Annotated in this window: 19 protein-coding genes and 1 pseudogene; 15 read left to right on the top strand and 5 right to left on the bottom strand. The window is 65.9% G+C overall.

Annotation, left to right across the window (positions count from 1 at the left end):
* Positions 1-147: 147 nt before the first annotated feature.
* Positions 148-2,217, top strand: a complete 2,070-nt coding sequence (locus IVB19_RS01330; RefSeq protein ID WP_026233203.1) for an AsmA family protein — start codon at positions 148-150, stop codon at positions 2,215-2,217.
* 284 nt (positions 2,218-2,501) lie between these two features.
* Positions 2,502-4,949, top strand: a complete 2,448-nt coding sequence (locus IVB19_RS01325) for an adenylate/guanylate cyclase domain-containing protein (protein ID WP_247820889.1) — start codon at positions 2,502-2,504, stop codon at positions 4,947-4,949.
* 102 nt (positions 4,950-5,051) lie between these two features.
* Here IVB19_RS01325 and IVB19_RS01320 read toward each other — a convergent pair whose 3' ends face one another.
* Positions 5,052-6,341, bottom strand: coding sequence for a Spy/CpxP family protein refolding chaperone (locus IVB19_RS01320; protein WP_051113002.1), 1,290 nt, complete (start codon positions 6,339-6,341; stop codon positions 5,052-5,054).
* A 142-nt stretch (positions 6,342-6,483) separates the two neighbouring features.
* Positions 6,484-7,512: a LysM peptidoglycan-binding domain-containing protein gene (locus IVB19_RS01315; protein WP_018456601.1), complete on the bottom strand. Its 1,029-nt coding sequence runs from the start codon at positions 7,510-7,512 to the stop codon at positions 6,484-6,486.
* 186 nt (positions 7,513-7,698) lie between these two features.
* Between IVB19_RS01315 and IVB19_RS01310 the strand changes: the two genes are divergently transcribed.
* From IVB19_RS01310 to IVB19_RS01265, 10 genes and pseudogenes are all read left to right on the top strand, one after another.
* Complete coding sequence (locus IVB19_RS01310) at positions 7,699-8,385, top strand: TolB-like translocation protein (RefSeq protein WP_026233205.1); 687 nt, start codon at positions 7,699-7,701, stop codon at positions 8,383-8,385.
* Between the two features lie 137 nt (positions 8,386-8,522).
* The gene (locus IVB19_RS01305; protein WP_085384019.1) at positions 8,523-11,186 is read left to right on the top strand and encodes a bifunctional diguanylate cyclase/phosphodiesterase; all 2,664 of its coding nucleotides are present in this window, start codon (positions 8,523-8,525) and stop codon (positions 11,184-11,186) included.
* A 212-nt stretch (positions 11,187-11,398) separates the two neighbouring features.
* On the top strand, positions 11,399-12,358 hold the full coding sequence (locus IVB19_RS01300) for a helix-turn-helix domain-containing protein (RefSeq protein ID WP_162496292.1): 960 nt from the start codon (positions 11,399-11,401) through the stop codon (positions 12,356-12,358).
* Between the two features lie 98 nt (positions 12,359-12,456).
* The gene (locus IVB19_RS01295; RefSeq protein ID WP_018456605.1) at positions 12,457-12,744 is read left to right on the top strand and encodes a hypothetical protein; all 288 of its coding nucleotides are present in this window, start codon (positions 12,457-12,459) and stop codon (positions 12,742-12,744) included.
* A 103-nt stretch (positions 12,745-12,847) separates the two neighbouring features.
* Entirely contained in the window at positions 12,848-14,053 is a 1,206-nt protein-coding gene (locus tag IVB19_RS01290) for an NAD(P)/FAD-dependent oxidoreductase (RefSeq protein ID WP_018456606.1), read from the top strand.
* Positions 14,054-14,130: 77 nt separating this feature from the next.
* A pseudogene (locus IVB19_RS01285) lies at positions 14,131-14,929 on the top strand (acetoacetate decarboxylase family protein).
* 32 nt (positions 14,930-14,961) lie between these two features.
* The gene (locus tag IVB19_RS01280; protein WP_085348871.1) at positions 14,962-16,134 is read left to right on the top strand and encodes a patatin-like phospholipase family protein; all 1,173 of its coding nucleotides are present in this window, start codon (positions 14,962-14,964) and stop codon (positions 16,132-16,134) included.
* 34 nt (positions 16,135-16,168) lie between these two features.
* On the top strand, positions 16,169-16,951 hold the full coding sequence (locus IVB19_RS01275) for a 3-hydroxybutyrate dehydrogenase (RefSeq protein ID WP_085348870.1): 783 nt from the start codon (positions 16,169-16,171) through the stop codon (positions 16,949-16,951).
* A gap of 128 nt (positions 16,952-17,079) precedes the next feature.
* Positions 17,080-17,997 (top strand): MBL fold metallo-hydrolase, encoded by a 918-nt coding sequence (locus IVB19_RS01270; RefSeq protein ID WP_247820887.1) that lies wholly within the window; start codon positions 17,080-17,082, stop codon positions 17,995-17,997.
* A 201-nt stretch (positions 17,998-18,198) separates the two neighbouring features.
* Positions 18,199-18,558, top strand: coding sequence for a hypothetical protein (locus tag IVB19_RS01265; RefSeq protein WP_018456611.1), 360 nt, complete (start codon positions 18,199-18,201; stop codon positions 18,556-18,558).
* A gap of 67 nt (positions 18,559-18,625) precedes the next feature.
* Here IVB19_RS01265 and IVB19_RS40175 read toward each other — a convergent pair whose 3' ends face one another.
* Positions 18,626-18,748: a hypothetical protein gene (locus IVB19_RS40175; protein WP_018456612.1), complete on the bottom strand. Its 123-nt coding sequence runs from the start codon at positions 18,746-18,748 to the stop codon at positions 18,626-18,628.
* 95 nt (positions 18,749-18,843) lie between these two features.
* A complete protein-coding gene (locus IVB19_RS01260) occupies positions 18,844-19,020 on the bottom strand; it encodes a hypothetical protein (RefSeq protein WP_157642977.1) in 177 nt (58 codons plus the stop codon).
* 136 nt (positions 19,021-19,156) lie between these two features.
* Between IVB19_RS01260 and IVB19_RS01255 the strand changes: the two genes are divergently transcribed.
* From IVB19_RS01255 to IVB19_RS01245, 3 genes are all read left to right on the top strand, one after another.
* Positions 19,157-19,309, top strand: a complete 153-nt coding sequence (locus IVB19_RS01255; protein WP_247820886.1) for a hypothetical protein — start codon at positions 19,157-19,159, stop codon at positions 19,307-19,309.
* Between the two features lie 120 nt (positions 19,310-19,429).
* Complete coding sequence (locus IVB19_RS01250; RefSeq protein ID WP_247820885.1) at positions 19,430-20,554, top strand: lactonase family protein; 1,125 nt, start codon at positions 19,430-19,432, stop codon at positions 20,552-20,554.
* A gap of 282 nt (positions 20,555-20,836) precedes the next feature.
* Positions 20,837-21,724, top strand: coding sequence for an efflux RND transporter periplasmic adaptor subunit (locus IVB19_RS01245; RefSeq protein WP_026233210.1), 888 nt, complete (start codon positions 20,837-20,839; stop codon positions 21,722-21,724).
* A gap of 165 nt (positions 21,725-21,889) precedes the next feature.
* Here IVB19_RS01245 and IVB19_RS01240 read toward each other — a convergent pair whose 3' ends face one another.
* Positions 21,890-22,738, bottom strand: coding sequence for a caspase family protein (locus tag IVB19_RS01240; RefSeq protein ID WP_018456617.1), 849 nt, complete (start codon positions 22,736-22,738; stop codon positions 21,890-21,892).
* Positions 22,739-22,765: the final 27 nt, after the last annotated feature.

Genomic DNA, 22,765 nt, shown 5'->3' with positions numbered 1-22,765 from the left:
AGTCACATAACTTTGCAGCACCCCCAGACTATTTTTACGTGCTTGGAGCCGCTTCCCGTCCCGGGATAAACTCAGGAGCCAAGGACGGGTGCAAATGACGGTCATGTGCCGGATTCGACGCCGATCGTCCGCCGCTGGAAAGTCGATATGAGAGCCGTGAAATTCGCCGGCGCGGCGGTGGCCGCAATCGTCATCGTGATCGCACTCCTGCTGGTGGTCGGGATCCCCTCGGGCTTCCTGAGTTCGACGATTGCCTCGCGTGTCGAGAGCGCGACCGGCTATCGCCTGTCGGTCGACGGCACCACTAGAATCAGTTTGTGGCCGACGCTGAACGTGACGCTGAACGACCTCACGCTTGCCGACCCCAAGGACCGCAGCGGCATCACGCGCCTGTCCATCGACAGCGTGCGGGCCGACATGTCGCTCTCAAGCGTCTGGTCGGGCCGCCCGAAGATCAGCGAGCTCGTCGTCACCCATCCCGTGCTCTACCAGCCGCTGCTGCGTGAGCGCCTGCCGAATGCCGGCGGCACGTCGAAGCCGGTCGCGCTCGATCTCGACGGCGCCGCCATCGATCGCATCAAGGTCACCGATGGCGAGATCGCATTCGCGCGCGTGCGCGATCGCGTCGAGAGCCGCATCAGCGCCGTCAATGCCGATGCGATCGTCGGCCGCGACCGCAAGTTCAACATCACCGGCACCGCACGGGTCGGCGAGCATCCGACCAAATTCGACATCAAGGCGACCACGCCAGCGCCGCCGGCCGACCGACCGACCATTCCGGTGGATTTCGCCATCGACATGCCGGACGTGCTGAAGTCCCGGCTCGCGGGCCATGCCGAGATGCGGCTGAGCGGCGATGTCGTGATGATCAACGGCCTGAATGGCACGCTCGGCGATGGCGCGTTCAATGGCTGGGCCTCGGTCGATATCGCGAGCAAGCCTCTCGTCAAGCTCGATCTCGACTTCCAGCGGCTCGCGATCCCGCTGGCGAAATCGCCGGAAGGCGCGTCCGGGCAGCCCTGGAGCGATGCGCCGATCGACGTCTCCGGGCTCAACTATGTCGATGCGCAGATCAGGATCTCCGCGCATGAGGCGGTGATCGGCGAGGCACGCCTCGCGCCGCTGGCGGTCGATGCAAAACTCGCCGGCGGCGTGCTGAAGGCCGGCACCGCCAATCTCGGCGCCTATGGCGGCCAGGTTACGGGCGAATTGATCCTGGATGCGACCAGCGGCGCGCCGAGCTTTGCCATGCATTCCGACCTCGCCGGCGTGCGCGCGCTGCCGCTGCTGCAGGGCCTCGCCGAATTCGACCGGATCGACGGCAAGCTGCAGGCCAAGCTCGCGCTGCGCAGCGCCGGCAGCAGCCAGCGCGCGCTGATGGCGAACATGCAGGGCACGGCCTTCGTCAATTTCCAGGACGGCGCCATTCGCGGCATCAACGTCGCACAGATGATCCGCTCGCTGACATCGGGCACGCTGTCCGGCTGGCAGGAAAACGGAGACAGCAGTCGGGAGCAGAGCACGGATTTGTCGCAGCTCTCGGCGTCGTTCCGGATCGACAAGGGCCAGGCGGTGACCACCGATCTCAACTTGACCGGACCGCTCGTCCGCGTGACCGGTGCCGGCACGATCGCACTCGACACCAAGATGATGGGCTTTCGCGTCGAGCCGAAACTGGTGATGACGACCGAAGGCCAGGGCCGCGCCGCCGAGCCGGTCGGCTTCGGCATTCCCGTGATGATCCAGGGCACCTGGTCGCAGCCGCGAATCTATCCCGACATGGCCGGCATGCTGGACAATCCGGACGCCGCCTATGCCAAGCTGCGCGAGATGGGCAGGGGGCTGTTCGGCGCTGATGGGGCCGGGCTCGGCAATATTTTGGGCAGCCTTGGTCTCGGGGGAGCCACCGCGCCGGGTGGCGGTAATGCCGCCGGCACTGCCAATCCGCAAAGCCAGCAGCCCGCCGGACAGAACAATTTGCTCGGCGGCCCCCTGGGGGAGGCGCTCGGCAATTTGATCCAGCAGGGACTTTCCGGTGGCGCGGGAAACGGCACCGGGACCGGGACTGCCACCGGCCGCAGCCGCAGCCTGCCTGCAGCGCCATCCGCACTGATGCCGCAAGCCTCGCCGGCGTCCCCCGCCCTGGAGGACCCGCCGGCGGCGCAGCAGGACAGCCAGCCGATGAACGACGTGCTGCGGCAGCTCTTTAATCGATGATTGCAGGACCAAAGCGCTGGACTCCAGCCCTCCCTTGCCGAGGCGATCCCCTTACATCGGCGTCCCCGGCCGCGGCTTCCTCCAAACGGATGAGACTGCGACAATTCACCATGCTTCCGCCTGCCAGCATCCAAGGGAGTAACCGAGGCCGGTAACCACGCCGGGTGCTCGGCCGTCCCTTGACCAGTCCCTTCACAGTCCCCTGGGACCAAATTGTGCTAGAAGGCTCGCAGGGTCCGTGCGGCCCGTAGCGCCGGCGCCGATGGCGGCGCGAGAGGATCGGGATGGCAGGAGCGAACGACAAGACACGGTTTCTGCGCGAGGGCCTGTTCGCCAAATACGTCGTCTCTCTCGTCGGCCTCGTCGTGTTCGTGCTTGCCGTCAACGGCGCGATGGAGAGCTGGATCTCCTACCGCGCCACCAAGACACAGCTGACCGACGGTCTCGAGGACAAGGCGCAGGCTGCCGCGCGGCGGATCGAGCAGTCGATCTCGGAACTCGAGCGCCAGATCAGCTGGGTGACGCGGGCGAGCCAGGACACACTCGAGAAGCGCCGCGCCGACTACGCCCAACTGCTGCACCAGGTCTCGGTCGTCACTCAGCTGTTCCAGCTCAACGGCGACGGCCGCGAGGTGCTGCGCGTCTCGCGCCAGTCGACCACGACCGGCAGCAATGCCGACCTCTCCCGCGACATGCGCTTCACCGACACCGTCGCCCGCGGCGTCAGCTACGCGCCGGCCTGGTTCTCCGACCGGACGCCGTTCATGTCGATCTCGGTGGCGCATTCCGGTTTCAACGCCGGCGTCACCGTGGCCGAGCTCGACCTCAGCTTTCTCTCCGAGTACCTCATCGACGCCCAGGTCGGCAAAGCCGCCTTCGCCTATGTGGTTGATCCGCGCGGCCGCGTGCTGGCGACGTCCTCGAAAGGCCCCGAGATCGGTAAGGATTTGTCGAAGCTGCCGCAGGTTGCGGCCGCGGTCGCACCGGGCCACGAGCCCGACAATTCGGGCACCGACTTCAACGGCCATGCGGTGATGAGCGCCGCGAGCACCGTGCCGAAGCTCGGCTGGAGCGTGATGTTCGAGCAGCCGGCCACGCAGGCCTTGATGCCGATCCGCGACCAGCTGGTGCGCATTGCGCTTTTGATCGGCATGGGCCTGCTGGTCGCAATCCTTGCCGGCACGCTTCTGGCGCGCCGCATGATCATTCCGATCACGGCGCTGCGCGACGGCGCGCACAAGCTCGGCGAAGGCGATTTCAGCCATCGCATCGAGGTGCACACCGCGGACGAGCTGGAAGATCTCGCCGGCCAGTTCAACCGCATGGCCGACCAGATCCAGGAGACCTATTCGGACCTGGAGACCAAGGTCGAGGAGCGCACCCGCGATCTCGCGCAGTCGATCAACGAGCTCAAGGTGCTGGAAGAGGTCGGCCGCGCGGTCGCCGCCTCGCTCGATCTCAACGCCGTGCTGCCGACGATCGCGGCGCGCGCGATCGAGATCACCCATGCCGATGCGGTGCTGATCTACGGCTATGACGCTGAGATGCGCCGCTTCAATCTGGTCGAGGCCAACGGCATCGACAAATCCGCCGACGGCGCCCATGTCACCATCGACGAAGGCCAGGATATCCTGAGCGATGCGGCCGGGAGCGGCGAACCGATCGCGATCGCCGATCTCGACCAGGCCTCCGAGCAGCCGCTGCGCGACGTCGCGGTCGAGGCCGGCTTCCATTCGGTGCTGGTGGTGCCGCTGGTGGACCAGCAGGGCACGCTCGGCTCGCTGGTGGTGCTGCACCGCGCCAGCGGCGAGTTCGCCGCCAGCATCATCGGCCTGATGCGCACGTTCGCCAACCAGGCCGTGCTGGCGATGCGCAATGCGCGGCTGTTCACCGAGGTCGACCACAAGGGCCGCGAACTCGCGGCTGCGCACGAAACCGTGCAGCAGCAGGCCGCAAAGCTCCAGGAGCAGACCGAGCAGCTGCGCAACTGGAATCGCTCGCTGGAAGAGCGGGTCGAGAAGCAGTTGGGGGAGATCGGCCGCATCAAGCGGCTCGAACGTTTCCTCGCGCCGCAAGTCGCGCAACTGATCGCCTCGTCCGACGGCCACGATGCGCTGCTCGACAGCCATCGCCGCGAGGTCACCGTCGTGTTCTGCGATTTGCGCGGCTTCACCTCGTTCACCGAGGCGACCGAGCCGGAAGAGGCGATGAACGTGCTGCGCGAATATCACGCCGCGCTCGGCGAGCTGATCCACCGCTATGAAGGCACGCTCGACCGCTTTGCCGGCGACGGCGTGATGATCCTGTTCAATGCGCCGATTCAGTTCGCCGACCATACCAAGCGCGCCGTGAAGATGGCGGTCGAGATGCGCGACACGATCGGCAAGCTGACCGAGAAATGGAAGAACCGCGGCCACTCGCTCGGCTTCGGCGTCGGCGTCGCCATGGGCTACGCCACGCTCGGCCAGATCGGCTTCGAGCAGCGGCTGGAATATGCCGCGATCGGCAGCGTCACCAATCTCTCCTCCCGCCTCTGCGACGAAGCCAAGGCCGGCCAGGTCGTCGTCAGCCGCCGCGTCTACGGCATGGTCGAGCCCTGGGTCGAAGCCCGCGCGCTCGACGATCTCGTGCTCAAGGGCTTCAACCACCCCGTGCTCGCGATGGAGATCCTGTCGTGGCGCGAGGAGGTGGAGAGCGTGGTGGATGCCGCCGCGGCAAGGCGAAGAGGGTAGCCACAACAAAAAACTGCGAAAACAACCCCATGCACAGTAGCAGGGGCCTGCAAGATCAATGACTTACGCGGGCACGGAATTGGCTGGAGGCGGTGCGGTTGATCACACCCCGCGCTTCGGCCCGATCGCCTCGAAGCCGGCCTTCTGCTCGTCGCTTAAGTCAGCTTCGAAATCGTCGAGCGCGTCACTGACGCCGTTCACCGCTTGCAGCATCGTCTGCAGCCGCGCCTTCACGGCGGTGAGGCGTGCCTGTGGTGTCGGTGGGGCCTGTGACGGACAGGCGCTGAGCGTTTCCATGGTGCGCAGTGTGGTGTCCTGGAGCACGTCGAGGCGGGCGCGGGCGGTGTCGTCGAGCTTGAGCGTGGAGGCGATCTCGGCCGCGGGCCATTGCTGCTGCACGAGCTGCTCGTATTGGCGCTGCAGCTTCTCGTCGTAGCGGGGATCGCTGTCCGCCTGGCAGGCCGACGCCGCCTCGGGATTCTTTTGCTGGATCGACGCGAGCGCGGCGCGGCGCTCCTTGGCCAGGCCATCGAGCTTGGCCTTCTGGTCGTCGTCGAGGAGGTCGAGGAATTTTGCGAGCGAAGGTGCGACGGCGTCCGTTGCCTTGATCATGGCCTCGATGCGCTCGCGCATCAGGCCGAGGCGCTCGATGGCCATCGCGGGGACCTGCGTCGGACAGGCGGCGCGGATGGTGTCGCGCGCGGATGCCCACGCGGTGGCGAGCTCGTCGAGCGCTGTGCGCTGCAATTCATTCGGCTGCACGGCAGCGGCGATGCGATCGACCGGCAGGCCGCCGGTGTCGCTGGCATCGCAGACAGTCTCTGCGGTCGGGACCCGCCGTCCGCGCCGGCCCTGCGGCGTGGTGTAGGCCGCAAGCTCGGTGGCCGCATAGGGCGCGAAGATCGCGGCATAGATGTCGCCATAGCCGTAGAGCGAGAGGCTGGTCGTATCGCCGAGGATGATCGCGGTGGTGAGATCGTCATGCGCGAATGGCCAGAACACCGGGCCGACCCAGCCGTAGCTGCCGTCGGGATGGCGCCACCAGCCCTGCGGACGACGGCCGCCACGCCAGCCCGACAGCGCAGCTTGCGCGGTCATCGCCGCACGGAGCACGTATGGATTCGCAGGCTGGCCGCGCTCTGCGCCGCGAGGATCTTGCGACCTCAACGCTGCGGAGCGGTATCGGCTGCCCCGCACCGCCATGCGGGCATGGCGCAAGCGAGACATGCCGATCATGTGGCCGACGGCAAAGCGCGCAACACCGAGCGGGCCGCCGCGGAAGCCGAACTGCGCCTCGGCGCGACCTGGCAACAGCACGGCCAGAATCACGAGGGTTACGCCTGATAGCGCCAGCCCCAGCCTTGGCCTGAGTGCCAAGCGTGATCTCGACATGACCACTGACCTGTCCACCTTGGCCCTCCTCCGGCGCCAAGCGCACATCGCGTCGCATCACCATGACGCGCGAGGGAACCAAATGTTCCGGAAGCGTACAGGGCAAAGCGTCGCAACGCGCCCCGGCAGAGCCGATGCGGTGTTACTCCGCCTTTTGCGGCAGCACGAAGGTTTGGCCGGGATAGATCAAATTGGGATTGTGGATCTTGGCGCGGTTGGCGTTGTAGATCACCGCAAAGCGGGCGCCGTCGCCGTAAGCGAGCCGGCTGAGCGCCCACAGGCTGTCGCCGCGAGAGATCACCCGGCTGCCGCCTGTTTCCGCCGCTGCTCCGCTGACGGCGTCCGCCGGCGAGGCCGATGCAACGGTCGTGGCCGCGGGCGCCCGCGCCATGACCCCCGATCCGCCCTTCGGTTTCGGTGCGCCCATCAATCTCGGCCGGGCTGCGGGCCTGTCCGACACCGATGCCACGACATCCGACTTGTCGTCGGGCTTCTCGGCCTTCGCCTCTTGTTTCGCCTCTTGCCGCGCGACCGGTGCAGGGCGAGCGGGCGGCGGTGCGGCTTCGGCGATGACGACCGGCATGCTGCGGCCGGATTGCGTGACGGTGCCGTCAGGCGATTTCGCCCGCAAGGTCAGCTCGTAGGAACCGGCGGGAAGCTGCGGCGGCGTCATCACGAATTGGCCCGACGCATCCGCCACGACTGTGTCGATCGGCTTGCCGTCGCGCAGCAGCTCGACCTTGGCACCCGGCGTCGCCCGGCCCGCGATCACCGCCGCCTCGCCGTGATCGTCGACGCGTGCAACGTCGAAGCGGGGGCCGGTATCCGCAATCGCCGGCGGCGGCTTGACCGGTGCAAGATCGGCAAGCGCGGCCGTGACCTGCTTTTGCGTCTCGGCCAGCGCACCCGCCTTCGTTTCAGCGGGGGACGCGGCCGGCACCGGCGGCGCGCTTGCGGCCAGCTTGGGCTCTTCCGGCTTGAGTTCCGGCTTGAGTTCCGGCTTGGGTTCGACCTTCTGTTCGACCTTGGCCTCCGGCTTGGCGGCGACCACGGAATCGGTCTTGGCCCCGATCGGCAGCATGCGACGCAGCTCGGTGGGGCCGATCACCAGCACGGTGCCGCCCACCGCGAGCAGACAGAATGCAATGAAGGCCTTGGTCGCGGTCACCATCGGAAACGAACCTTGATCAGGAAGAACCTAGCAAATCAATCGAGCCGGCAAGGTGCGCCGTTTTGGCCACGGCAGCAAGACGGTCGATGGGATGATGCGCCGGCACGCCGGGATGAACCGGCGCACCCCCGCCGGCGTCAAATGATCGAGGCCGCATCGCGGCATTTTTCTTGAGGAATTTTTTCCGTGACCGCATTTTGCCGTCCCGCACAATGGCTGGTGGTTGCCCTCATCCTGGCCGCAACTCCGGCGCTCGCCGCTTCCGGCCCGCCGTCTGGCTTCGCTCTCACTGACGATGCCGATCTAGCCTTCACCTCGCCCGACAAAGCCACCAAGATCGAGCAGTACATGAAGGACAGCGGAGATTTCGACGTCAAATGGCAGGCCTGGGCGAGGCGTGGCGACCAGATGACGGAGCTGAAGCCCGAGCAGGGCTACGGCGCCGGCTTCCGCTTCACCCCCGACTCGCAATGGCTGGTGCGGATGCAGAAGACCGGCTCCGGCGAGCAGGACCTCTATCTCTACCATGTCGACAAAGGCGCCTTCGTCAGCGTGACGAAGACCTCGTTCAGCGATCTGGCCTGGGCCTATTTCCACAGCCGGCCGGACACGGGGAAGATGAAGCTCGACTACCACATCTCGGCCAATCTCGTGAAAGGCACCGAAGAGGCCTATCGCGGGCTTGGCGTGCACTGGCCGGACAACCGTTACCTTGTGATCTCGGGCGAAATGGACAAGCACCCGAAGAACGTCGCCGTGAAGGGATTGGCCGACTGGCGCTGCCGCTATGATCTGAAGACCGGGACCTTCGACGTGCCGGCGATGTTCGCCAAGACCAATGCGGAAGCGTTGCGATGGGAAATCCGACGCTGAGGGAACCATGGCCCCGCACCTTCAGACAAGCGATGGAACCAACCCTCTGATTCCATTCCGATTCATGTTTTCCTAACCCTCACTGGTAACGTGGTCTTGTCGGTTTTGCCGCATCTTGCATCCCACGGGAGGGCTGCATGGGCACATCGATCCGATGGAGCGCGCGCATGCGCGCGTTGCTGCGCCGTTGGCGCGGCGCGCCGCTGACATGGCTGATCGCAGGGGGCTTCGTGCTGATGGCCGCAATGGCGATCGGCACCGCGCTCACCGTCGACCGCTTCCGGCAGAATGCGATCGAAAGCGGCCGCGACAGCGTGGAGAGCGCGGTCCGGTTGCTCGCGCGCCATTTCGACCGCGAGTTCGAGGACTTCGCGGTGCTGCAGAAGAGCATCATCGCCGAGCTCGAAAGCCATGGTATCGACTCCGCCGACGTCTTCCGCAGCGAGATGGGCACGCTCGCTGTGCACGAGGCGCTGCGCGCCAAAGCCAGCGGCTGGTCGGACGTCGCCGGCGCCAACGTGTTCGACGCCAAGGGCGTGCTGATCAACTCGTCGCGGCGCTGGCCGGTCGCCGATGTTTCAGTTGCCGACCGCGGCTATTTCAATCGCCTCAAGAACGATCCGGCGTCGCAGGAAGAGATCGAGGTCGTGCCGGGACGGTTGGGCAGCGGACCGGCGATCGTGTTCGCGCGCCGCGTCTCCGGTCCCCACGGCGAATTCCTTGGGCTGGTCTCGCGCGCGATCACGCCCGACCAGCTCGAATCCTTCTTCGCCTCGAGCGGGCTCGGCGAGGATTCCTCGATCGCGATGCACCACCAGAACGGCCAGCTGCTGGCGCGCATTCCGCATGTGGAGGCGATGATCGGGCAGAATTTCCGCAACGGCACGCGCGAGCAGATGGCGGTGTTCGAGCGCACCTTCGTCACGACCCAGCTCGCAAGCCCGATCGACGGCAAGGATCGCATCGTCGCCGCACGCCTCCTGACCGGCGAGCCGCTGGTGGTGGTTGCGACCAAGTCGCTGGATGCGACGCTGGCAACATGGCACACGCAGACCAAATTCTTCGTGACCGTCGCCGTGCTGTCGATCGGCCTGCTCGTGCTGACGCTTTATTCCATCTTCCGCCAGATGACGCGCCGGCTCGCCGTGGAGAAGCAGCAGCTCGACACCGCGATGAACACGATGACGCAGGGCTTGCTGATGTTCGACCAGGACCAGCGGCTGATCGTCTGCAACCGCCGCTACATCGAGATGTACGGGCTGTCGGCCGAATTGGTGAAGCCCGGCGCGTATTTCCGCGACGTGATTCAGCATCGCCATGACACCGGCTCGTTCGACGGCGACGTCGATTCCTATTGCGACGGCATTCTGGGCAGCGTCGGCCAGACCCACAGCGCGATAGTCGAGACCTCCGATGGCCGCCTGATCGAGATCAAGAACCAGCCCGGCGCCGGCGGCGGCTGGCTCGCGACCCATGACGACGTCACCGAGCGCATCCGCGCCGACGAGCGCATCGCGCATATGGCGCATTACGACGCCCTCACCGACCTGCCCAACCGCGTGCTGATGCGCGGCCATCTGGAGCGGCGCGTCGCCGAGCTTGCCCAGGGCAAGCCGTTCGCGATCCTCTATATCGACGTCGACGAGTTCAAGGGCGTCAACGATTCGCTGGGCCACGAGGTCGGCGACGAGCTGCTGCGCCAGGTCGCGAACCGCCTGCGCGCCTGCGTCAGCGGCAGCGACATGGTCGCACGGCTGGGCGGCGACGAATTCGCCATCGTCAAGGCCGGCAGCCGCGACGAGGCCGAACTGACCGCCCTCGCCGAGCAGATCCTGAAGGCGCTGCGCGCCCCCGTGGACTGCAACGGCCAGGAAATCCCGACCGATGCCAGCATCGGCATCGCGATCGCCCCCGACCACGGCGACAATCTCGACGATCTGCTCAAGCGCGCCGATCTCGCGATGTATGCGGCGAAATCCGAGGGCCGCCGCACGTTCCGTATCTTCGCGCCCGAACACGACGCCAAGGCGCGGCTGCGCCGCCAGCTCGAGTTCGATCTGCGGCAGGCGCTGGCCCGCGGCGAGTTCGAGGTGCACTACCAGCCGCTGGTCGATCTCGCGGCCAATGTCGTCACCGGCTGCGAAGCGCTGCTGCGCTGGCACCATCCGGAACGCGGCATGGTCTCGCCCGCCGACTTCATCCCGGTTGCGGAAGAGACCGGATTGATCGGCGAGATCGGCGAATGGGTGCTGAGGCAGGCCTGCCTCGAGGCGGCCTCCTGGCCCGGCGACATCCACATCGCGGTCAACGTCTCACCGGTGCAGTTCCGCTCGCGGACGCTGGCGCTGAAGGTCGCAGCCGCACTCGCCGAGTCGGGTCTCGCGCCCGGACGGCTCGAGCTCGAGATCACCGAGACGGTCCTGATCCGCGACGACCAGGAGGCGCTGACGATCCTGCAGCAGCTGCGCGAGCTCGGCGTGCGCATCGCGCTCGACGATTTCGGCACTGGTTATTCGTCGCTGAGCTATTTGCATCGTTTCCCGTTCGACAAGATCAAGATCGACCGCAGCTTCATCAGCGACATCGGTCAGTCGGAAGATTCCTCGCCGATCGTGCAGGCGGTGGTGCACATGGCCGCCGCCCGTCACATGGCGACGACCGCGGAAGGCGTCGAGACCGAAGCGCAGCGCGCGGTGCTGCTCCAGCTCGGATGCAGCCAGATGCAGGGCTGGCTGTTCAGCCCGGCCGTGCCGGCCGCGAAACTGAAGCAGCTGTTGTCGGCGCAGGCGGCCGCGGCCTAGCGGCGCACTGCCGCACGCTTTGTCATCAACATCTCTGTCCACTCCCGCCCGCCGTGCGTTCGCGAAAGCGCCGGCCGGCTTGGAGCAGGATCGGACAAAACATGGCGGGTTCAGGAAATACGCCCGGCAGCCACGGCGCCTAGAACACGCGCCGTTCCGTACAAATACGGACGACTGATCGAAAGCCCGAGCTGATCAGCAGGAGCCACATCATGACCGGGAACACTGCACTCATGCGCAATCCCTCGCACAAGGGCTTGCCGCCCGCACCCGACGTACAGCCTGACGATCGCTCGACGTCCGAGCGGCGCGCCGCCGACGCGGAGATGGCGCGCGTGCTCAGAACCGAGCCGTTTCGCATGGCCTTGGACTCCTCCGGCGCGGGGATCGCGCATTGGAAACATGATGCGCTGCACGACGTCGTCGAGCCCATGCGCCACCACGTGATCATGGCGCATAAAGGCGTGATGCAGCGCATGGAGCGGCGCTCGGGAAAATCGATCGCGATCGGCACGTTTCGTCCGGGGGTCGTGAACATCGTTCCGGAAGGGTCGAGCTCCCGATGGGACATTCCGAAGCCCGTCGACGTCGTGCAGCTTTACCTTCCCGACGCAACGCTGCAGCGCGTCGCTGGCGAGGCCGGGACCGCCGGGACCGCCGAATTGATTGAGCGAACGGCGCATCCCGACACCATCACGTCCCGACTGCTCCTGAGCGCCGCGGATTCGCTGGGGGGCCATGGCGTCCTTGATGCGCTGTTCCGGCATCAGCTCACGGATCTTCTGGCCACGCGCCTTTTGGCTGCGCATGCAGGCTCGCCAACCACGTTCCAGCCGACCATGGGCGGGCTGGCGCCGAAGGTCCTGCTCCGTGCGATCGAACGATTGCGCTGCGATAGCGAAGCGGATGTCTCGCTCGATGCGCTGGCGTCCGATGCCGGACTGTCGCGCTTCCATTTCTGCCGGTCCTTCAAGGAGAGCACCGGGCTATCGCCGCATGCCTGGCTGCGTCAGCACCGGCTCGAGCAGGCCATGAACATCTTGCGGGAGAGCGACGAATCGATCGTCTCGGTCGCCGCGGCGCTTGGTTACTCCTCGCAAACGGCCTTCGCCGCAGCATTCAAGAAGCTGACGGGCGAGACGCCGAGCGATTGGCGCAGGCGTATGCGTTAGCAGCAATCTCTCGACAGCGACGGCAATCGCGCTGGGGCAACGGCAAATCGGGTCAGCTACATCATCTCCATGTCCAGACCAATCGAGGGAGACCAAAGATGACCTGGAAAAACTTCGTCAGCCGACGGCTGATTGCCTCACGCCGCCGAAGCCTCGCGACCGCAACCCTGTACGGACTCTCGCTGGCCGTTCGCTTCACGTCGGCGACGGGCGAGGAAGTGGAAATTCCGGCTTACACCATGCACCCGGCACAACCGCCCGTTTCCATCATGATCCGAAATGGCGCCGGCCTTCCCTATCAGGACTGGAGTCGAAGTGAGCTTCAGCCCGTCGTCTTAGGTTACGGCCGGCCGCCGAATCTGCAGGCACGCTGCATCGCGCCCTGAGGCCAGCGATCCAACCCACCCCACGCGCCGACGCCGGACGCTGTTCTCAACGCAGCAGCGCGGTCGCGCGCGGTCTTTCGAACAGCAACCAAGGAGAAAACCCATGCGACTCGTCATCATCGGGGCCGGCTTCGCCGGCATGTACGCCGCGCTTTCCGCAGCCCGGCTGCGCGACATCCGGGGCGCCTCGCCGCAAGATCTGCAGATCGCGCTCGTTTCACCGGAGCCGACGCTGGTGGTCCGTCCGCGGCTCTACGAGTCGAAGCCGGAAACCGTGACGGCCCCGCTGGTCGACGTCCTCGAGGCGATCGACGTCGACTACATCCAGGGCAGCGCCGAGACGATCAACACCGAGGCCAGAACGGTGCAGATCACGCCCGCGAAGGGCCCGCGAAAGACGCTGTCCTACGACCGCCTCGTCGTGACCACCGGCAGCCGGCTATTCCGTCCGAACATTCCGGGCCTCGCCGAGCACGGCTTCAGCGTCGATTCGCTCGACGATGCCGTAGCGCTCGACAAGCATCTGCATGGCCTCGCGGAGCGGCCCGCCGCGAACGGACGCGACACGGTCGTCGTCGCTGGCGGCGGCTTCACCGGGATCGAGGCGGCCACCGAAATGCCGACGCGGCTGCGCGAAATCCTGGGCCCCGATGCCAAGACTCGCGTCGTCATCGTCGATCGCAACACTGCGATCGCACCCGACATGGGTGCAGGCGCCCGCCCCGTCATCGAGGAAGCCTTGCGCAAGGTTGGCGTAGAGACACGGCTCGGCGCCGGCGTCGCCGCGCTTGACGACACCGGCGTCACCTTGTCCAGCGGTGAGCACATTGAAACCGAGACGGTGATTTGGGCGGCGGGCATTCGTGCAGCGCCGCTGACCGCGCAGATTCCCGCCGAGCGCGACAATTTCGGACGGTTGCTGGTCGATCGCTGCTTGCAGGTGCCAAGCGTGCAGGGTGTCTTCGCGGCCGGCGACGCGGCACGCGCCGCCTGCGACGACGAGGGCAATTACGCACTGATGTCGTGCCAGCACGCCACGCGGATGGGCGCCTTTGCCGGCAACAATGCCGCGGCCGAATTGCTCGGCGTTCCGACCAGGCCCTACCACCAGAAGGCCTACGTCACCTGCCTCGACCTCGGCGAAGCCGGCGCGCTGTTCACACGCGGCTGGGAGCGCAAGGTCGAGCTGGTCGGCGATGTCGCCAAGAAGACCAAGCGTGAGATCAACACCGTCTGGATCTATCCGCCGAAGGCGGAGCGCGCCCTGGCGCTCGCGTCGGCCGATCCGGAACGCGTGACCGAAGTCTAGACGCCTCACGTGATGATGGCCGCGCTCCCGCGGGGCGCGCGGCCCGCCACAGCACCGACCATTCAGGAACCCACAGCATGAACCAGCAGATCCGCAACGTCGCCTTCGCGATGCCGCTGACGAATCCGGCTTTCCCGCCCGGCCCGTATCGCTTCATCAACCGCGAATATTTCATCATCCAGTACCGGACCGACCCGGAGGGCGTTGCGCCGGATCGTGCCGGAGCCGCTGGAGCTGACCGAGCCTGTGGTGAATTACGAATTCATTCGCATGCCTGATTCCACCGGCTTCGGCGACTACACGGAAAGCGGCCAGATCATCCCGGTGTCCTTCCGCGGCCAGACCGGCAGCTTCGTCCACCAGATGTTCCTCAACGATCATCCGCCGATCGCCGGCGGCCGCGAGCTGTGGGGCTTTCCCAAGAAGCTGGCCCAGCCGAAGCTGGCCGTCGAGACCGATACCCTGGTCGGCACGCTGGATTACGGCTCGGTGCGCATCGCCACCGGCACCATGGGCTACAAGCATCGCGCCCTCGATCTTTCCACCGAAGCACGAAAGCTCATCGCGCCCAATTTCCTGTTGAAGATCATTCCGCATGTCGACGGCACCGCGCGCATTTGCGAACTGGTGCGCTTCCATCTCGAGGACGTGACGGTGAAGGGCGCATGGACGGGGCCCGCCGCGCTCGATCTCTTCTCCCACGCGCTCGCACCGGTCGCCGAGCTGCCGGTTCTTCAGGTGCTCTCGGCCAAGCATATCGTTGCCGATCTGACGCTCGGATTGGGCACCGTGGTGCACGACTATCTGGAGCGGTCCGCGGCGGCGCGATCCCCTGGAGCCGGAGCTGAAATCCTGACCGAAACACACGCGGGCTGACCGAACAGGTCGCATTGCAAGGAGTAGTCACCATGTTCAACGTGACACGCGAACAAATCGATTCCGCACGACCGATCAATCCGCTGCCCTACGATGTCGTTGCGCTGGTGCTGCAGGGCGGCGGCGCGCTCGGGGCCTACCAGGCCGGCGTCTACGAAGGCTTGCACGAGGCCGGGATCCGGCCGAACTGGCTGGCGGGCATCTCGATCGGCGCGCTCAACGCCGCGATCATCGCGGGCTCCCCGGAAGACGAGCGCGTGGCACGGCTGCGCGAGTTCTGGGAGACGATCTGCGCAACCCCGGTGGAATGGCCTGCCGGCGAGGGACTGGCCGGTGCGCTACCGTTCGCGTTTGACTTCAACTCACTGCACAACACGCTTGCCGCGATGCGCGCGCTGTTCCAGGGCCAGCCCGGCTTCTTCAGGCCGCGCTTCCCCTCGCCCCTGTGCTCGCCCTTCTCGGGCGACGCGTCGACCAGCTTCTATGACACGGCGCCGTTGCAACGGACGCTGGAACAGCTCGTCGATTTCGACCGGCTGAACTCGGGCGAAGTGCGTGTCAGCGTCGGCGCGGTCAACGTCCGCACCGGCAATCTCACCTATTTCGACACAGCCGAGCGGCGGCTCGGTCCGAAACACTTCATGGCTTCGGGCGCGCTGCCGCCCGGATTTCCCGCCGTCGAAATCGACTCCGAGCACTACTGGGATGGTGGCGTGGTCTCCAACACGCCTCTCTCTCGCGTGCTGTCGGGCGATGCGAAAGACACGCTGACGTTCCAGATCGATCTCTGGTCGGCGCGGGGCCGCGTGCCGCACGACATGATGGAGGTATCGAGCCGGCAGAAGGACATTCAGTATTCCAGTCGTACCCGCGCCGTCACCGACCAGGCGCTGCGGATGCAGGAGATGCGGCAGGCGCTGCAGCGGACGATCGACAGATTGCCGGACGCCGCAAGAAACGATCCCGAGATGCGCGCCATTGCCGAGCTCGCCCGTCACCGCTCCCACAACATCATCCACCTGATCTACCAGTCCAAGCTCCACGAAGGTCACTCCAAGGATTACGAGTTCGGACCGAAGGCGATGCGCGCGCACTGGCAAAGTGGGCGGGACGACATCCGCCGCACGTTGGCCGACGGACGGCGCCTCGAGCCGCCGCCTTCCGAACTCGGCATCGTCACCCACGACATTCACCGCCGCGATTGACGTCGCCGGCAACCATCATCGAAAGGAGTTTTTCATGTTGAAAGGCAAAGTAGCGATCGTCACCGGATCGACCAGCGGCATTGGCCTCGGGATCGCAAGAGAACTGGCCAGGCTCGGCGCCGATATCGTCCTGAACGGTTTTGGAGATCCGGGGGAGATCGAGAAGATCCGCAGCGGCATCGAACGCGAAGACGGCGTCCGCGTCGCGTATGACGGCGCCGACATGTCTGATGGTGGGGCCGTGCGCGGAATGATCGCGGCAACCATCGAGAACTTCGGACGGCTCGACATCCTCGTCAACAATGCCGGAATCCAGTTCACCGCACCGGTCGAGGCGTTTCCGCCCGCCAAGTGGAAGGCCATTCTCGACATCAATCTGTCGGCCGCGTTTCACGGCATCGCTTCGGCCGTGCCCCAGATGAAAAAGCAGCGATGGGGTCGCATCGTCAACATCGCTTCCACGCATGGTCTCGTCGCATCCACCCACAAGGCAGCCTATGTCGCGGCCAAGCATGGCCTCGTCGGCCTCACCAAGGTGGTAGGCCTCGAAACCGCCGGCAGCGGCGTCACTTGCAACGCGGTCTGTCCCGGCTGGGTGCGCACGCCGCTCGTGGAGAAACAGATTAGCGACATCGCGGCGGAGAAAGGCATCAGCCAGAAGCAAGCGGCCGAAGAGCTTCTCTCCGAAAAACAGCCATCGCTGGACTTCGCCTCCCCTAAGCAGATCGGTGGCACCGTCGCCTTCTTGTGCTCGGCCGCGGCCGACCAGATCACGGGGACGACGATCTCCGTCGATGGCGGCTGGACCGCGCAATGAGCGCGTGACGAACCTCTAACTCACCAAGCGATGACGGCCGCGCTCTCGCTGGCGGCGCGGCCTGCTCAACCAGGACCAGCCAGAGTCAACACCAACCAAGTGCCTCAACCTTGAAACAGGAGACCAACATGAATCTGCACAACACCTCATATCCCGTGTCATCGGGACCTGAAGAGCTCGTTCCGTCGCGCTACGCACTGAAGATCGGCGAGATCGACGTGCTGGTGGTCAGCGACGGCGTGCTGCCGCTGCCGACCAAGATGCTCGCACACAACGCCGACCCGGCGGTGCGGGCGACCTGGCTGCACGACATGTTCCTGCCGCAGGACGCTTTCGACTGGGCGCTGAACGCCGTCATGGTTCGCAGCGGCGGCAAGACCATCCTCATCGACGCCGGACTGGGTTCGGATCCGAACCTGAACTTGCCGCGCGCCGGGCAGTTGATCAGGCGACTGGCGGCCGCCGGCATCGATCTTTCGGCGGTGACCGATCTGGTGCTGACTCATCTGCACATGGACCACATTGGCGGCCTGCTGGTCGACGGCGTGAAGCAGCAGCTGCGCAAGGACCTGCGGATCCACGTCGCGGCCGCCGAGGTCAAGTTCTGGGAAAAGCCGGATTTCTCCCGCACTGCCATGCCGGAAGGCTTTCCGGACGCGCTTCGATCGACCGCCAAGCAGTTCCTGAAGGAGTACGGCAATAAGCTGAGGCTGTTCGATGACGAGCACGAGATTGCACCTGGCGTCATCGCCCGTCGCACCGGCGGTCACACCCCCGGACATAGCGTGGTTCGCATGGCGTCCGGCGATGACGCGCTGACATTCGCCGGCGACGCCGTGTTTGCCGTCGGGTTCGAGCAACCCGACTGGTTTAACGGGTTCGAACACGACCCCGAGGAGGCCGCGCGCGTTCGCATCCGTCTGTTGCGACAGCTTGCCGAGACCGGGGAAATGCTGGTGGCCACGCACCTGCCGTTCCCGTCCGTGGGCCGGGTGGCAGCCGACGGCGACGCCTTCCGTTGGGTGCCGGTGTTCTGGGACTACTGACCGCTTGCCGGGTTGGAGCTGAAGCAGGGCGCGGACTCGATAAGTCCGCGCCCTTGAAAATAGGATCAAACATCGACCCTCGCGGTTATCGCCCCGCTGAGACGGCTGGAACCGGTCGGCGGCGCCAGCCAGCATTGCGTCCGTGCAGCGCAGGCGGCTCCTCGTCTGCGTTCGTGCGCGCGCGAGATCGAGCGAGGCGACATGGCGATCGCGGCATTCAGGATGATCACTCTCGTGGCGGTTGCCGCCATGATCGGCCCATCCGTGCAGGCCCGCGACGACGGTCGCTACGCGAACTCGCCCCTCAAGGGCTGGTTCGAGAGCCTGCGCAGCAAGGGCGGCGGTCCCTGCTGTGCCGATGCCGATGGCACGGCGCTGGACGATGTCGACTGGGACACCAGCAACGGACATTATCGCGTGAGACTCCTGGGCGACTGGATCGAGGTGCCCGACGACGCCGTGATCACCGAGCCAAACCGCGTCGGCCGCACCATGGTCTGGCCGTATTACGTCAACGGCCGCGCCATGATCCGCTGCTTCATGCCCGGCAGCATGATTTGAGGTCTCAACCTTCGTCCCGTCTCGGCGCAGCATGCGATGATGCGCCGTCAAACCGGCCGGCGCGGGCTCACTTGACCTGCTTGGCCGCGTGGATCTCGACGAACTCGGAGTCGGGATGGGCGACGATGGTGGCGAACATGATGCCGCTGATGATGAGCGACCAGGCGGTGTCCCAATAAATCCAAAACACGTGCCAGCCTCCGTTTCGATCTGCTCCGCCGCGGGATCAGGGTAACGGCAAGACGAGGCTGCCGTTCCCGGTGCGAGTGCAGCGCGGGCGAGATGCTATTTTGGTTTGGTCGGCGCGGAGTTGGGATCGGTTTGGCCGGTGTGGCGCTTTGCCACGACGTCCTCATCGCGCTCGCCCTGACGCGGGCGCGGCGGCGACTTGGGCTGGCCGGCCTGACCGCCATGCTTGCCGCCCATGTCGGGCTTACCTTCGAGATCGTTTTCACGGGGCATGCCGGTTCAATGCGCTCGCGCGGCATTGGTTCGGTTCGCCTGTGAACGAGTTCATAGGATCGCCGCGATTTGCAGTGCACGATCGCCAGGCCCGCTCCCCGGGAGCATTCTCTTCACCCGGGAGCATTCTCTTCATATGACTGACGGATTCGGCCTGATGCGGAAACGACTCGTCGCCCGGACCATCCTGACCTGCGCGCTGCTCGCGGTCACCGTGTGGACCGTGCTCGGGCCGCCCCACACCCGGCCCGGGCTCCATCTGCCCTCGCGCACAGCGGCGATACGGTAGACCTCCACCGATACCATTTCGGCATCGATCGATCCCCATTGGAGTTTGGCGCGGCGGGGCGGCTGCCGCTATCCTCGCCGGCAAAACGACAAATGCCGCACCGGCATCCAGGAGGACCCCATGTTGAGATCGACCCGACGCATCAGATCCGGCGTACCCCGCGCCGCGATCGCCACCACGCTTGCTTTCCTCACTCTCATTTCTGGAGTCCGCGCCGGCATGGCCGAGACGTTCGCCTATGTCGGCAATGCCGACAGTAACGACATCAGCGTGTTCAAGATGGCCGAGAGCGGCGAGATGACGCCCGTGCAGACGGCCGGCTTCACCGGCGTCGAAAAGCCCGGCTCCTCGACGCCGCTCGCGATCACGCCCGACCATCGCGTGCTGATCGCCGGTGTCCGCTCGCAGCCGTTTCTCGCGGTGAGCTTTGCGATCGATCCGAAGACCGGCCAGCTCAGCCATATCGGCAACGGCCCGCTCGCCGACAGCATGGCCTACATCGCCATCGACCGCGGCGGCAAATTCCTGTTCAGCGCCTCCTATGGCGGCAACAAGGTCGCGCTGAATCCGCTGCTCGCCAACGGCGTCGCAGGCGAACCGAAGCAGGTGATCCCGACCGGGCTGAACGCGCACGCCTTCCTGCCCTCGCCCGACAACCGCTTCGCGTTCGCGACCAATCTCGGCTCCGACCAGATCCTGGCCTTCACGTTCGATGCCACAACCGGCACGCTCACGCCGAGCGATCCGCCGGCCCACAAGGTGCCGGAGAAATCGGGACCCCGGCATTTCGTGTTCCACCCCAACGGCAAGTTCGTCTATCTCATCCACGAGCTAAACGGCGACGTCGCGGCGTTCGCCTATGAGGCGAAGGGCGGCGCATGGGACGAGATCCAGCGCACCAGCGCGCTGCCCGAAGGATTTACCGGAAAGCCCTGGGCCGCCGACATCCAAATCACCCCCGACGGCCGTTTCCTCTACGCCTCCGAGCGCACCACCAGCACGCTCACCGCCTACAAGGTCGATGCAACCACCGGCAAGCTGACCACCATCGGCAGCGTGCCGACCGAGAAGCAGCCACGCGGCTTCCATATCGATCCCGGCGGGCGCTACCTTGCCGCCGTGGGCGAGCTCTCCGACAGCATGACGGTCTATGCCATCGACCAGAGCAGCGGGGTGCTGACCAAGCTGAAATCCTACGCCACCGGCAAGAAGCCGAACTGGGTGGAGTTTTTGAGCCTGCCGTGAGCGGGCGCTGGTACCTCCTCGTCGTCATGGCCGGGCTTGTCCCGGCCATCCACGCCTAGCTACGCGGCACAAAGAACGTGGATGCCCGGACAAGCCCGGGCATGACGCGTTTGTTGGGCGGCCGACGAACCTCTTTGCTTGTGCGGCGACTAATTCAACGGGCGGCATCGCGCCGCCCGTGCTGCTGCGGCATTCTCATCCGGCCGGCCCTGACGTGCCCTTGGCTCGCAGCGATCGCTTCTGCTAACGATGAGGCCGTCAAGGCCCCAACCGGAATGACCCATGCGATCATTGCCTGCGCGTTCTGTTTCCAGACATCTCGTTGCGCTCGCCGGACTGCTGTTGCTGTCGGCCCAGCCCGCTGCCGCCGCCGATGACGACGCGCCCAAGGGGCCGGCGGTCACGGTGCTGAAGGTCGCAAAATCCTGTTTCTCCGACATCGTCGAGGGCACCGGCACCATCATCGCGCGCGAGGCAAGCTCGGTGCGGCCGGAGCGGCCCGGCCTGAAGGTGACAGAGGTGCTGGCGGAAGCCGGCGACACCACCACCGCAGGCCAGGTGCTGGCGCGGCTGGCACTGCCCGAGGGCGGCACGCTTCAGGTCACCGCCCCCGTGGCAGGCGTGATCGCGACGTCGACCGCGCAGATCGGCAACCTCGCCTCCGCCAAGGGCGAGGCGCTGTTCACGATCGTGGCGCGCAGCGAGTACGATCTCGTCGCCCTCGTCGCGACCAGCGATATGCGCAAGCTCGCGGTCAACCAGGTGGCGACCGTGCGCATCGCCGGCGCCGGCGATATCGACGGCAAGGTGCGCCGCATCGGCCCGACGGTCGAGCCGAACATCCAGCAGGGCATGGTCTATATCGGCATCTCCTCGCAGAAGCGGCTGTTGCTGAATGCGAGCGGGCGCGCACTGATCAAGTCGGGCCAGAGCTGCAACGTCGCGGTGCCGCTGACCTCGGTGCAGTATTCCTCCGCCGGCACCGTCGTGCAGGTGATCCGCCGCAACCGCGTCGAGACCAAGCGCGTCGAGGTCGGACTGATGTCGGGCGGCAATATCGAGATTCGCGACGGCCTCAACGAGGGCGATATCGTCGTCGCCCGCGCCGGCGCGCTGCTGCGCGAAGGAGATCCGGTGCGCACGGTGATGGCCACGGAAGCGGCGAAGTAGGATTGCTCGTGTCCCGGACGCGCTGCAGCGTGTGACGCTGCCGCGCAGAGCCGGACCCATCTCTCGTCCAAGCGATAAGCTTAAAAACTAGGCCCCGGCTCTGCGTCGCATCATTGCATGATGCGCCGCGTCCGGGGCACGAGACTTCGCCGAACCTAAGAAAAACTAGCCGCCGGCTTCGCCGAAATGGACGTCCTCGAGCAGCGAGGAGGAGACGGTCGGGACCTGGTCGCCTTCGCTGGCGCGGGAGATGGCAAGGCGGGTCTTGTTGAAGACGCTCTCGGCGCTGCCCTGCGTATTGAGGTTGTTGAGGAACTCGCTGACCAGCACGCTGTGCTCGCCCTTGCCGTCGTCGACGACCTTGCCCGGCGAAGCCGAGGAGAGGATCAGCGCATTGTCCGTCGCGCTGATCGGCGCGAGGCCGTGGCTGTAGGAGCGGAAGCGGCGCTCATAGGGATTGCGGCGGGAGGCGTCGACCACGACGAGCTTGGCCTTGGCGCCCTGCTCCTTCATCATGTCGAGCACGCCCTCGATGGAGACGCCGTGACGGCGGACGTCGCTTTCCTTCCAGATCACGGCATCGACCGGCAGCATGTAGCTCTCGCGGCCGGCCTGCACGCCGTAGCCGCCGAAGAACAGCATGACGACGGTGTCGGGCTTGATCCGGGACTTCAGGCGATTGACGGCGCGGACCATGTCGTCCTTGGTCGCGTCTTCCACCATGTCGACGTCAAAACCGTTCTTGCGCAGCGACGAGGACAGCGCGCGGGCGTCGTTGATCGACTGCGTCAGCGGCGCGCTGGCGTCGGGGTAATGTCCATTGCCGATGACGAGGGCGAGACGCGAGGCTTGGCCGATCGAGCCGGTGACCTGGTCGGTCGAGACGGCCTTGGCGGCATCGAGCGCCCGCATGTTGAGGGCAGCATGGGCGCCGATCACGAGCGAGACCGTGCCGATGAGGGCTGCGGCCACCGCGATCGTGCGTCGGGAAATGTCGAGCTGCGTTACATTCATCTCGCGTCATTCCTGTCAGTGCCAAAG

Source organism: Bradyrhizobium sp. 187 (genome assembly GCF_023101005.1).
Taxonomy (GTDB): domain Bacteria; phylum Pseudomonadota; class Alphaproteobacteria; order Rhizobiales; family Xanthobacteraceae; genus Bradyrhizobium; species Bradyrhizobium canariense_D.
Note: the sequence above shows the minus strand (reverse complement) of the source record. Positions and strands in the feature narration are given on the sequence as shown.

What these genes read in the sequence shown, in the direction of transcription:
- IVB19_RS01330 (WP_026233203.1), top strand. Translation starts at nt 148, where the DNA reads ATGAGAGCCGTGAAATTCGCCGGCGCGGCGGTGGCCGCAATCGTCATC.
- IVB19_RS01325 (WP_247820889.1), top strand. Translation starts at nt 2,502, where the DNA reads ATGGCAGGAGCGAACGACAAGACACGGTTTCTGCGCGAGGGCCTGTTC.
- IVB19_RS01320 (WP_051113002.1), bottom strand. Translation starts at nt 6,341, where the DNA reads ATGTCGAGATCACGCTTGGCACTCAGGCCAAGGCTGGGGCTGGCGCTA.
- IVB19_RS01315 (WP_018456601.1), bottom strand. Translation starts at nt 7,512, where the DNA reads ATGGTGACCGCGACCAAGGCCTTCATTGCATTCTGTCTGCTCGCGGTG.
- IVB19_RS01305 (WP_085384019.1), top strand. Translation starts at nt 8,523, where the DNA reads ATGGGCACATCGATCCGATGGAGCGCGCGCATGCGCGCGTTGCTGCGC.
- IVB19_RS01300 (WP_162496292.1), top strand. Translation starts at nt 11,399, where the DNA reads ATGACCGGGAACACTGCACTCATGCGCAATCCCTCGCACAAGGGCTTG.
- IVB19_RS01295 (WP_018456605.1), top strand. Translation starts at nt 12,457, where the DNA reads ATGACCTGGAAAAACTTCGTCAGCCGACGGCTGATTGCCTCACGCCGC.
- IVB19_RS01290 (WP_018456606.1), top strand. Translation starts at nt 12,848, where the DNA reads ATGCGACTCGTCATCATCGGGGCCGGCTTCGCCGGCATGTACGCCGCG.
- IVB19_RS01280 (WP_085348871.1), top strand. Translation starts at nt 14,962, where the DNA reads ATGTTCAACGTGACACGCGAACAAATCGATTCCGCACGACCGATCAAT.
- IVB19_RS01275 (WP_085348870.1), top strand. Translation starts at nt 16,169, where the DNA reads ATGTTGAAAGGCAAAGTAGCGATCGTCACCGGATCGACCAGCGGCATT.
- IVB19_RS01270 (WP_247820887.1), top strand. Translation starts at nt 17,080, where the DNA reads ATGAATCTGCACAACACCTCATATCCCGTGTCATCGGGACCTGAAGAG.
- IVB19_RS01265 (WP_018456611.1), top strand. Translation starts at nt 18,199, where the DNA reads ATGGCGATCGCGGCATTCAGGATGATCACTCTCGTGGCGGTTGCCGCC.
- IVB19_RS01260 (WP_157642977.1), bottom strand. Translation starts at nt 19,020, where the DNA reads ATGCCCCGTGAAAACGATCTCGAAGGTAAGCCCGACATGGGCGGCAAG.
- IVB19_RS01255 (WP_247820886.1), top strand. Translation starts at nt 19,157, where the DNA reads ATGACTGACGGATTCGGCCTGATGCGGAAACGACTCGTCGCCCGGACC.
- IVB19_RS01250 (WP_247820885.1), top strand. Translation starts at nt 19,430, where the DNA reads ATGTTGAGATCGACCCGACGCATCAGATCCGGCGTACCCCGCGCCGCG.
- IVB19_RS01245 (WP_026233210.1), top strand. Translation starts at nt 20,837, where the DNA reads ATGCGATCATTGCCTGCGCGTTCTGTTTCCAGACATCTCGTTGCGCTC.
- IVB19_RS01240 (WP_018456617.1), bottom strand. Translation starts at nt 22,738, where the DNA reads ATGAATGTAACGCAGCTCGACATTTCCCGACGCACGATCGCGGTGGCC.